This window comes from Streptomyces sp. NPDC050703 (assembly GCF_040654435.1).
Classification (GTDB): Bacteria; Actinomycetota; Actinomycetes; order Streptomycetales; family Streptomycetaceae; genus Streptomyces.
In genome coordinates this window covers 22,611-33,224 of sequence record NZ_JBFAHX010000047.1, presented here as the reverse complement: position 1 = coordinate 33,224, position 10,614 = coordinate 22,611, and the positions used below count along the sequence as shown (strand labels likewise).

The window sequence follows — 10,614 nt, the reverse complement described above, 5'->3', positions numbered from 1 at the left end:
GAACAGTGGACGCAGAACATCCGGCCGCCGCGGAGGCGCCGCCGGCGGAGGCCGAGGAGTACGAGTTCCCCGTCTCCGACGCCCAGGCCCGCCTCCTGGTCCTCGACCGCATGAACCCCGGCACCGCCCAGTACAACGTGCCCGCCGCCTTCGCCGTGCACGGCCCCTTCGACCTCGGCGCGCTCACCCGCGCGCTCGACGCCGTCGTCGCCCGGCACGAGTCGCTGCGGACCGTCTTCCGTACCGCCGCCGACGGCACGCGGGCGCAGATCGTCCGCGCGAGCGGACGCGCCCGCCTCACCGTCGAGAAGGACGTCCGCCCGGAAGAGGCGGAGGCCCTGATGCGGGCCGACGCGGCACGGCCCTTCGACCCGGCGGAGGGGCCGCTGCTGCGCTGCACGGTGTACGCCGTCGACGACGGCAGCCACCGCGTGCTGCTCGTCGCCCACCACCTGGTCTGCGACGGCTGGTCCCTCGGCGTCATCCTGCGGGACCTCTCGGCGGCGTACGCGGGCGCCGGCCTGCCCGAACTCCCCCTCCAGTTCCCCGACTACGCCGCCTGGCAGCGCGAACGCCAGGCCGCGGGCGCCTACGCCGCAGCCGTCGCCCACTGGGCCGAACGGCTGCGCGGCGCCCCCGAGGTCGTCTCGCCGCCCCTGGACGCGCCGCGTCCCGCGGTACGGACGGCGGCGGGCGGCAGCGAGCGGTTCCCGCTCGGCGCCGGGCCGCGCGGACGCCTCGGCGAGGTCGCCCGGAGCCGGGGGGCGACGCCGTTCATGGCGCTGTTCGCCGCGTACGCCGCGTTCCTCGGGCGGCTGACCGGCCGCGACGACCTGGTCATCGGCTTCCCGGTGTCCGGCCGCGACCGGCCGGAGCTCCAGGAGATGGCCGGCATGCTGACCAACACCCTCGCCCTCCGCGTCGACCTGTCGGGGGACCCCTCGTACGGCGAGCTGATCGACCGCGTCCGCGCCGAGCTGCTCGCCGGGCAGCCGCACCAGGACGCGCCCTTCGAGTCCGTCGTGAACACCCTCGCGCCCGCCCGCGACACCAGCCACGACCCCGTCGTCCAACTGGTCTTCGCCTACGACGACGACACCGAACTGTCCCTCGCGCTCAGCGGCGCCCGCGTCGAGCGCGTCGTACTCGACCTGGACACCGCCAAGTTCGACTTCCACCTGCACGTCGAGCGCTGGGGCACGGCGGGTGACCTCTCCGCGCAGTTCATCTACCGCCGCGACCTCTTCGAGGCCGCCACCGTGCGCGCCTGGACCCACAACTTCCGGACGCTCCTCGACGCGGCCCTCGCCCGCCCGGACGCGCCCCTTGCCGCCCTCGACGCCGTACCGGACGACGAGCGCCGCCGTGCGGTGGCCGCCGCCGACCGCACGGCCGAGGCGGCGCCCACGGACCGCCTGGTGCCCGACCTGATCGCGGACGTCGCGGCGGCCCGCCCCGACGCCACCGCCCTGGTCTGCGGAGACGTCCGCCTCAGCTACCGGGAGCTGCTCGTGCGGGCGGACGCGCTGGCGTCCCGCCTCCGCGCGGCCGGTGTCAGGCCCGGCTTCCGGGTCGGACTGCTGCTGCCCCGCTCGGTGGAGATGGGCGTCGCGGCCCTGGCGGTGCTGCGGGCCGGCGGCGCGTACGTACCGCTCGACCAGGCCCACCCCCACGCCCGCCTCGCGCACATGATCGAGGCGTCCGGCACGGGCCTGCTCGTCACGGCGGAGGAGACGGCGGAGAAGGGCGCGGGACTCGGGGTGCGCCGCCTGCGGGCGGACGTCCACGGCGCGCCGGCGACGACGGCCCCGGAGCCGCGGACCGCCCCCGCCCCCGCCCCAGAAGACCTCGCCTACGTCCTCTTCACGTCCGGCTCCACGGGCGTCCCGAAGGGCGTCGCCGTCGAACACCGCGCGCTCCTCAACCTCACGCGGGCGGTGCGCCCGGCGTTCCCGGTCACGGCCGACGACCGGGTGCTGCAATTCGTGTCGTTCGGCTTCGACGTCGCCGTCTCCGACCTGTTCTTCCCCTGGGTGGCGGGCGCCGAGCTGCACATCGCGCGGGACGACGAACGGCTCGGCGACGCGCTCGCCGCCCGGCTGCGGGACTCCCGCATCACGTACGTCTTCCTGCCGCCGTCCGCCGCGATGCTGCTGCCCGACGTCGCCGGGCTCCTGCCCCACCTGCGGACGCTCGCCGTCGGCGGCGAGGCATGCCCGGCCGAACTGGTCGAACGGCTCAGCGAGCCGGGCCGCCGCATCGTCAACGCCTACGGGCCGAGCGAGGCGACCGTCTACGCCACCACCGCCGACCTCGAACCCGGCGAACCCGTGGTGATCGGCGCCCCCGTGCCCGGCTCCCGCGTCCACGTCCTCGACGCCCGCCTGCGCACCGTGCCCACCGGCGTGACCGGCGAGGTCTACATCGCGGGCGCCTCGCTGGCCCGCGGCTACATCGGCCGCCCGGGCATGACCGCCGAACGCTTCGTCGCCGACCCGTACGGCCCGCCGGGCGCTCGCATGTACCGCACCGGCGACCTCGCGAGGATCGACGCCCGGGGCCGGCTGCACTACCTCGGCCGCTCCGACTCCCAGGTCAAACTGCGCGGCATCCGCATCGAACTCGGCGAGATCGAGGCCCTGCTCGCGGGCCACGGGGACGTCGCGGTCGCCGCGGCGGCCGTGCGCGGCGAGGGCGCGGAGCAGCGGCTCGTCGCGTACGTCGTGCACCGGGAAGGAGCGGCCCCCTCGGACGACACCCTCCGCGCCCACCTCGCCGAACGCCTCCCCGGCTACATGCTGCCGGAGGTCTACGTCCACCTCGACGAACTGCCGCTGAACCGCTCGGGCAAGATCGACCGGGCGCGGCTGCCGGAACCGGCCGCCGAGCGGCAGGAGGCGGGCCGCCCGTACACCGCGCCGAGCACGGCGACGGAACGGCACGTCGCCGAGGTCTGGGCCCGCGTCCTCACCCTGGACCGCGTCGGCGTCCACGACAACTTCTTCGACCTGGGCGGCAATTCGGTACGGCTGCTGAGCGTCCTCGACGCCCTGCGGGACCGGGCGGACGCCGCCGGTGACGACCTCACCATGGTCGACCTCTTCCGCCACCCCACGGTCGCCGCGCTCGCGGCACACATCGACCGGGCCGGCGACGCCCGGCGGGACGGGACGCCCGCCACCGAGGGCGGGACCGCCACCACCACGGCGGCCGAGCGCAGGGGCGGCGACCGCCGCGCCCGCCAGCACGCCGCCGCACAACGGCTCCGCTCCAGAAAGGGCACGTCACGATGACCGAGCCAGCACCCCGGGACCTCGCGTCCGACCCGGCAGCCGACCTCGACGCCGACCCCGGACACGACGCGGCGATCGCGGTCGTCGGGATGAGCGGACGGTTCCCCGGCGCCCCCGACCTGGACACGTACTGGGCCAACCTCCGCGACGGCGTCTGCGCCATCACCGACTTCACCGAGGCCGAACTCCTGGCCGACGGCGCGGACCCGGAGGAGCTGCGCGGCGCCGAGCACGTCCCCGCCAAGGGCCACCTCGCCGACGCCGACCGCTTCGAGGCCGAGCTGTTCGGCTTCCACCGCACCGAGGCCGCCGCCCTCGACCCGCAGCACCGCGTCCTCCTCGAAACCGCCTGGGCCGCCCTTGAGGACGCGGGCCACGACCCGCTCGCGGTGCCCGCCCGTACCGGCGTGTACGTCGGCGGCAGCCCCACCGAGCACATGCTGGCCGCGCACACGGACCGCCGCCTCGCCGCGTCCATCGGGGCGATGCAGATCCGCATCCTCACCGACCGCGAGTTCCTCGCCCCCTGGATCTCCTACCGCCTGGGCCTCGAAGGGCCGAGCCTGACGGTCCAGACGGCCTGCTCGACCTCGCTCACCGCCGTCCACCTCGCCGCGCAGGCGCTGCTCCTCGGCGAGTGCGACACCGCGCTCGCGGGCGGCGTCAGCATCGACACCGTACGCAGACAGGGCTACGTCCACTACGAGGGCGGCATCTTCTCGGCGGACGGCCGCTGCCGCCCCTTCGACGAGCGGGCGGGCGGCACGGTGCCCGGCAGCGGCGTCGGCGTGGTGGTCCTGCGCCGCCTCGCCGACGCGCTCGCGGACGGCGACCCGGTCCGCGCGGTCATCCGGGGCAGCGCGCTGACCAACGACGGCGCCACGAAGGTCGGTTTCACCGCCCCCGGCGTCGAACAGCAGACGGCGGCGATCGTCGAGGCCTGGTCGGCGGCGGGCCTCGAACCGTCCGCGGCCCAGTACGTGGAGACGCACGGCACGGCCACCGAGCTGGGCGACCGCATCGAACTCGCGGCGGCCACAGCGGCGTTCGGCGGCCCCGAAGGCACCGTGGGCCGGGTGGGCATCGGCTCGGTCAAGTCGAACATCGGCCACCTGGACGCGGCGGCGGGCGTGGCCTCGCTCATCAAGGCGGTGCTGATGCTGGAGCACGCCACGCTGGCCCCCACGGTCAACGTCTCGCGCCCGCACCCGGACCTGCGCATGGACGCCACCCCCTTCCGCGTCGTGGACAGCGCGGCCCCGTGGCCGCTCCCCGCGGACGGCGTGCGCCGCGCGGGGGTCAGCTCGCTGGGCATCGGCGGCACGAACGTGCACGTGGTCCTGGAGCAGGCGCCGGAGCGCCGCGGGACGCGGACGACCCCCCGCAGGGAGATCCTCGCCCTGTCGGCCCGCACGGAGCCGGCCCTGAGGACCCTGGCCGCACGCCTCGCCACGGCCCTGCGCGCCCCGGACGCCCCGTCCCTCGCGGACACCGCGTACACCCTGCGCACGGGCCGCACCCCCATGGACGTACGCGCCTACGTCCTGGCGTCGGACCCGGCGGAGGCGGCCGACCGCCTGACCGCGCTCGCGGAGGGCCGCGACGGGGGCGACGACGGCGACACCCCCGACGGGGACGGCCTGCGCGGCCTCGGGGAGCTGTGGCTGAAGGGCGGCTCGGTCCCGTGGCCGGAGACCCTGGGCGAGGGCCGCAGGGTGAGCCTGCCGACGTACCCGTTCGCGGGGGAGAGCTACGGCGCGCTGACGCTCGACCGCCGGTCCGGGCAACCGGAGGCGGCGGCGCAGGCACCGGCGCCCGACGACGACCTGACGGCGGCGGTGCTGGGTGTCCTCGCCGAAGCCCTCGGCCTGGCGGACGCCGTGGGCCCGGACACGACGTACTTCGCGGCGGGCGGCGACTCGCTCACCGCGGTCCACCTGGTCGGCAGGTTGCGGGACGAGTTCGGCATCGACGTACCCATCACCGTGTTCCTGGAGGAGCTGCCCCTCCAGGAACTGGCGAAGCGCATCGCCGGCTCCACGGAGCAGGACGCCGCGGAGGACTCGCTGGACGCCCTGCTCTCGGAGTTCGAGGCGGAGTAGGGGGCGGGCAGGGGGAGCGGTCAGGAAGCGGTGACGCTCCTGCGGCCGGGCAGCGCGGAGGCGATGACACCGGTGACGTAGGACATGTGCGCGTCGAGGAAGAAGTGCCCGCCCGCCAGCACGTGGCAGGAGAACCCGCCCCGGGTCTCGCTCTCCCAGGCCCGGGCGCCCTCGACGGTCACGCGCGGATCACTGTCACCGGTGAGCACGACAAGAGGACAACGAAGCGGCTCCCCACTCCGATACAGATACTCGTCCACGATCTGATAATCGGCCCGCATCGGAGGCAGGAAGAGGGAGAGCAGCTCGGGGGAGGAGAACAGCTCCTCGGCGGTCCCGGAGAGCTTGCGCATGTCCTCGACGAGCTCCGCGTCGGTCATGTCCCGCACCCGCTTCTTCCCCGCGGCCCTGCGGGGCAGCGAGGGAGCCATGCGCCCGGACACGATCAGCGCCACGGGCGGCTTCCCCGCGGCCTCCAGGCGCCGCGCGGTCTCGAACGCGAGCAGCGCGCCCATGCTGTGCCCGAACAGGGCGAGAGGCCGGGCGTCGGGCCCGTCGGGCAGCTCGTCGAGCACGGCGTCGACGATCTCGTCCGCCCCCGCGGCGAACGGCTCGCCGTACCGGTCCTGCCGCCCCGGGTACTGCACGACCAACGGCTCGACGGTCCCGGAGACGGCGGCCGAGAGCCCGTGATAGGCGCTGACGGAACCGCCGGCGTGAGGGTAGACGAGCAGACGGGTCCCGGCATCGGGTGCGGGGTGGTTGCAACGTATCCAGTCGCCCACGAGCGCGCCCTCCTTCCATGACGACAGCCGCCGCCGACCGACGGCCTGACCTGGCCAGCATGCCGGACGAAGGGGGGTGGCGGGGCGGCTTTGTGACGCGCGTGGCACGGCATCGCGGTGAACACGGCCCCCCGGGGGTACGCGGAAGACTCAAGCACCGCCCGTGACGAACGCACCGCCCACGACATGTCGACGGAGGAAGGGGAGAACAACGATGTCGTCCTCACTGCTGGAAGCTGTGGACATCAAGGCACCGGTGGCCGTGAGCTGGTCCCTGTGGGAGAACGTGGAACGCTGGCCGGCGTTCCTGAGCCACGTGAAGCACGTGCAGCGCATAGACGAGACGACGTTCGCGTGGCAGCTCTCACTCCCGACGGCGGACAAGGAGTTCGTGGCGGAACTGACGGAGGTCATCCCGCAGGAACGCATAGCGTGGCGCACGACAGAGGGCGTCCACCACGCGGGCGTGGTCACGTTCCACCGCCTCAGCGACACGGAGAGCCGAGTGACCCTCCAGATCGAATACGACCCGCAGGGCTTCCTGGAACACCTGGGCGCACTGACGAACCTGGACAAGACCCTGGCCAACTACGACTTGGGCGAATTCCAGAGGATGGCGGAACTGGCAGCGGAGACAACTGCGGGCTGACGCCTGTGACCTTTCCGCCCTTGGCGGCGAGGCGCGGACGTATGCGGGCGGCGCGGAGGGCACCTTGCCCGCCTCGTCGAGCTACTGGGCGTCAGACCTTGATGACGGTGGCGCGCGCTCCGCAGAGGGCCGTGACATCTTCCGGGTCGGAGGTGAGCACGGTGACGGGCCCAGGTGCGGCAAGGGCGGTTGCGCTGAGCATGGCGTCGATGGCGTACCTGTGACCGTGCAGACCGGCATCGGCAAGCAGGGCGGCGGCACGACGTGCGACCGCGTCCGTGACCGGCTCCACGACGAGGCGGGAGAGTGTCCACTCCAGGGCCGGGCGGTTGACGCGCGGATGCACGACTTCCACCAGGGTGGCCGCTGACGTGATCACACGCATGTCATCGGCGCGCGCCAAGGCGAGCCAGGCGGTGACCGCGCGGTCGCGCAGCACGGCCTTGGCCAGCCCCTCGCTGTCGAGTACCAGCGTGCCGCCCGGCGTGGCGGGGAAGCCTGTCACGCCGCGCTCGCCTCGTCGCCGATCTGCTGTGCACGAGCCTGGTGGAGCTGGTCGCGCACGGCCTGCACCTCACCATCAGTGATGGGGCCGTGCTCTGCCTCGGCGACCTGGATGAGCTCGTTCAGATTGTCGCGCTCGATCTGACGGGCGACGGCGGCGGCGACGTAGGCGGACAGACCGGAGGGGCCACTACGGGCACGGGCGGCTTCGGCGATGTCCCGTGGCATAGTGATCGAGAACTTCTGAGTAGGCTCACCCATACTCCTTATGCTACCTCGAATGCCACCGCTCCCTACGGGACGGACCGCGGTCACCTCGGTCCTCGGCCCTCGGCCGGAGCGTAGAGACGGTGTCGAGGCCAGGCACTCCGCCCCCGACGAGCTCAAGGACGTACTGCCTTGCGGGTGCGCTCACCTCATGACCTGCGGTGAGGCGGGCACGGGCCGGCTCGCACGAGCGGGCGCGCAGACCGACCGGCTTCGATCCGGTGACGCGCGCGGCGAACCGCACGAGGTTCGACGATCCGGCCCGTACGCCTGAGGCCCTGGGGCCCTGAGGAAAGATCGAACGGGAAATGCGCACGCGCGCCCGACAAAAAGCTCCTGACCCGCATTTCTGCTGGTCAGGAGCTGATCCGGAGTGCCCCCGGCAGGATTCGAACCTGCGCACACGGCTCCGGAGGCCGTGGTGATCCCAGAAGTTTATGCCGGTCACACGCATAACTGACGATCCATCAGTCCCGCGATCCCGCGTATGTCCCGCGAAAATAAAATGCCCCATATCGCCATCAACGTGGGTCTTGGGTCTTGCTTGCGGGTGCGGTGGAGCTAGGTTCGGCGCTTGGTGTCCCGGTCGCGCGTACGTGTCTAGCGTGCGCGCACGGACTCGTCGCTGAATTCCGTAGCTGCGGCAACGCTGTGTTCGATGTGCGGTGGGGAGCGTCGGGGTGGTTGGCGCGGCGGGTGGCGAGCCGATGCTTAGACCTTGATGACGGTGACGCGTGTGCCGCACAGGGTGGTGAGGTCCTCAGGGTCCGAGGTCAGGACCGTGACGGGTCCCGCTGTGGCGAGGGCGGTGGCGCTGAGCATGGCGTCGATGGCGTACTTGTGCCCGTGCAGTCCGGCGTCGGCTAGGAGCGCGGTGGCGTGCCGGGCGATCGGCTCGGTCACCGGCTCGACGACGAGGCGGGACAGCGTCCACTCCAGGGCCGGCCGGTTGATGCGGGGGCGGACGACCTCGACGAGCGTGGCCGCAGAGGTGATCACTCGCAGGTCGTCGGCGCGGGCGAGGGCGAGCCATGCGGTGACGGTGCGGTCGCGCAGGACGGCCTTGGCCAGTCCCTCGCTGTCGAGAACGAGGGTGCCGCCGGGGGCGGCGGGAGCGCGGGTCACGCGGCGTCCGCTCCGCCGTGGGCCTGTTCCTGCCGGGCCTGGTGGAGCTGGTCGCGCAGGGCCTGGATCTCGTCGTCGGTGATGGGGCCGTGCTCGGCCTCGGCGACGGTGATGAGTTCGTTGAGGTTGTCGCGTTCGATCTGGCGGGCGACGGCTGCGGCGACGTACGCGGACAGTCCGGAGGGGCCGCTGCGGGTCCGGGCGGCTTCCGCGATATCGCGCGGCATGGTGATCGAGTACTTCCCGGTAGGCTCACTCATGCTACCTATCCTACTGGTGATCCTCCCTCTGAGGGGTGGGGAATGGTCCGGTGTCTGCCGAGTCGGGTGAATGGTGCCTCTGGTGCGCCATCGGCGAATGGGCCTGGTGCGTTCACCTGATCAGGAAGGTGGTGGACGCTATGAGGACGAGACATGGACACGCGGCGTCCCGCATCCCGAGAACGCTGCACTCCGCGCGGAACGCAAGTGCGAGGTCGCATGGCACGGGCCACCGCGTATCCGGTGCGCTGGCTGTCCATGAACTGGCAGATGAGCTCGCCGCTGCGCTGCTTCAGGTCGTCCGTGAAGGCGGCGGCACTGGCGTGGCTCGCCCAGGACAGGCTGGTGGCCCTCTCCGGGAGAGCGCGGCTGGCATGAGCTGGTACGCGTTCGCGCTGGAGTACCTGGACATGCGCTGGCCGCTGATCGCGGCGAAAACCCGGGACGAGACCAACGACGCGCTGTGCGCGATCACCCGGGCGATGGTCCGGGACGTCCGGGGCCGCCCCAGCGATCAGCTGCTGCGGCGCGCGCTGCGGGGCTGGGCATTCGTGGCACCCCGGCCCGAGCCACGCAGCATGCCGACCGATGTCCGCCAGACCCTGCGCTGGGTGGCGGGCGCCTCGCGCCCGCTGGCCGATCTGCTGGATCCGGCCGTGATGCGGTCCGTCCTGGCCGCCCTGCGCCTGAATCTGGACGGCACGGTGGCCGCCGCCGAGACCCAGCGGCACAAGCACAAGGTCCTGGTCCACGCCGTGCACCACGCCCTTGAGCAGCACAAGCTCCCCACGGACCCGCTCGCGCCGATCCAATGGCGCGTGGCCGAGACTGTCGATCAGGTCGATCCGCGGGTCGTCGCCAACCCGGCCCAGGCCCGCGCCCTGCTGACTTCGGTCTCCTACGTCGGAAGCCATCGGCGTGCGCGCGGGCGGCGGCTGGTCGGGCTGTTCGCTGGCATGTACTACGCGGGACTGCGCCCGGGGGAGGCGGTCGCCGTCGGCCTGCAGGACTGTGTCCTCCCCGATGAGGGCTGGGGCCAGGCCACCCTGCACCGCACTCTCCCGCAGGCGGGCACCCGATGGACCGACACCGGACGAGTCCACGACGAGCGCGGGCTGAAGAACCGTCCAGCCGGCGACACCCGGCCGGTGCCCCTGCCGCCCGAACTGGTCATGCTGTGGCGGGACAGCATCGACACCTTCGGCACCGCGGACGACGGGCGGCTGTTCTTCAACGAACGCGGCGGCATCGTCGCAGCAGGCACCTACGGCCGCGTCTGGCACGAGGCGCGCCATCTCGCTCTCCCGCCGGAACTGGTGCAGAGCCCGCTCGCGGACCGCCCCTACGATCTGCGTCACTCCGCTCTGTCCACCTGGCTGAACGCGGGCGTGGATCCCACCGAGGTCGCAGAACGCGCCGGCAATAGCGTGGAGGTGCTGATGGCCACCTAGGCCAAGTGCCTGTACGGGCGTGCTGGGATCGCCAACGAGCGCATTGAACGGGTCCTGCACGAATACGAGTAGTCTCACGTACCCATCAATGATGGCAGGGTATGCTGCGGCGCCCGCGAACTGGTGGTCAGAAGCTGTGGATCGGCATGCCTTACAACCGCGAATCGTCCGCCGACGC

At 72.7% G+C, this 10,614-nt stretch carries 10 protein-coding genes; 5 read left to right on the top strand and 5 right to left on the bottom strand.

Annotation, left to right across the window (positions count from 1 at the left end; all coding sequences use genetic code 11):
• The first annotated feature begins 5 nt into the window (after window positions 1–5).
• The gene (locus tag AB0I16_RS30630; RefSeq protein WP_363252889.1) at window positions 6–3,293 is read left to right on the top strand and encodes an amino acid adenylation domain-containing protein; all 3,288 of its coding nucleotides are present in this window, start codon (window positions 6–8) and stop codon (window positions 3,291–3,293) included.
• The gene (locus tag AB0I16_RS30625) at window positions 3,290–5,395 is read left to right on the top strand and encodes a beta-ketoacyl synthase N-terminal-like domain-containing protein (RefSeq protein WP_363252888.1); all 2,106 of its coding nucleotides are present in this window, start codon (window positions 3,290–3,292) and stop codon (window positions 5,393–5,395) included. Before AB0I16_RS30630 ends, AB0I16_RS30625 begins: the two co-directional genes overlap by 4 nt.
• 20 nt (window positions 5,396–5,415) lie before the next feature.
• On the opposite strand, the gene AB0I16_RS30620 is transcribed toward AB0I16_RS30625, so the two are convergent.
• Window positions 5,416–6,180: an alpha/beta fold hydrolase gene (locus AB0I16_RS30620; RefSeq protein ID WP_363252887.1), complete on the bottom strand. Its 765-nt coding sequence runs from the start codon at window positions 6,178–6,180 to the stop codon at window positions 5,416–5,418.
• Between the two features lie 214 nt (window positions 6,181–6,394).
• On the opposite strand from AB0I16_RS30620, the gene AB0I16_RS30615 reads away from it, so the two are divergent.
• Window positions 6,395–6,829: an SRPBCC family protein gene (locus tag AB0I16_RS30615; protein ID WP_363252886.1), complete on the top strand. Its 435-nt coding sequence runs from the start codon at window positions 6,395–6,397 to the stop codon at window positions 6,827–6,829.
• Between the two features lie 91 nt (window positions 6,830–6,920).
• On the opposite strand, the gene AB0I16_RS30610 is transcribed toward AB0I16_RS30615, so the two are convergent.
• The 4 genes from AB0I16_RS30610 to AB0I16_RS30595 all read right to left on the bottom strand — a co-directional run bounded on the left by AB0I16_RS30610 (window position 6,921) and on the right by AB0I16_RS30595 (window position 8,985).
• Window positions 6,921–7,334 carry a DNA-binding protein gene (locus AB0I16_RS30610; protein ID WP_363252885.1) on the bottom strand — a complete coding sequence of 138 codons (414 nt, stop codon included), beginning with the start codon at window positions 7,332–7,334 and terminating at the stop codon, window positions 6,921–6,923.
• Window positions 7,331–7,594: a CopG family transcriptional regulator gene (locus AB0I16_RS30605; RefSeq protein WP_363252884.1), complete on the bottom strand. Its 264-nt coding sequence runs from the start codon at window positions 7,592–7,594 to the stop codon at window positions 7,331–7,333. Before AB0I16_RS30605 ends, AB0I16_RS30610 begins: the two co-directional genes overlap by 4 nt.
• A 717-nt stretch (window positions 7,595–8,311) precedes the next feature.
• Window positions 8,312–8,725 carry a PIN domain-containing protein gene (locus AB0I16_RS30600; RefSeq protein ID WP_363252883.1) on the bottom strand — a complete coding sequence of 138 codons (414 nt, stop codon included), beginning with the start codon at window positions 8,723–8,725 and terminating at the stop codon, window positions 8,312–8,314.
• A complete protein-coding gene (locus tag AB0I16_RS30595; protein WP_363252882.1) occupies window positions 8,722–8,985 on the bottom strand; it encodes a CopG family transcriptional regulator in 264 nt (87 codons plus the stop codon). Before AB0I16_RS30595 ends, AB0I16_RS30600 begins: the two co-directional genes overlap by 4 nt.
• Before the next feature lie 219 nt (window positions 8,986–9,204).
• Here AB0I16_RS30595 and AB0I16_RS30590 point away from each other — a divergent pair, with 219 nt between their 5' ends.
• Window positions 9,205–9,363 carry a hypothetical protein gene (locus AB0I16_RS30590; protein WP_363252881.1) on the top strand — a complete coding sequence of 53 codons (159 nt, stop codon included), beginning with the start codon at window positions 9,205–9,207 and terminating at the stop codon, window positions 9,361–9,363.
• On the top strand, window positions 9,360–10,436 hold the full coding sequence (locus AB0I16_RS30585; RefSeq protein ID WP_363252880.1) for a site-specific integrase: 1,077 nt from the start codon (window positions 9,360–9,362) through the stop codon (window positions 10,434–10,436). The genes AB0I16_RS30590 and AB0I16_RS30585 overlap by 4 nt, the downstream gene beginning before the upstream one ends.
• Window positions 10,437–10,614 lie beyond the last annotated feature (178 nt).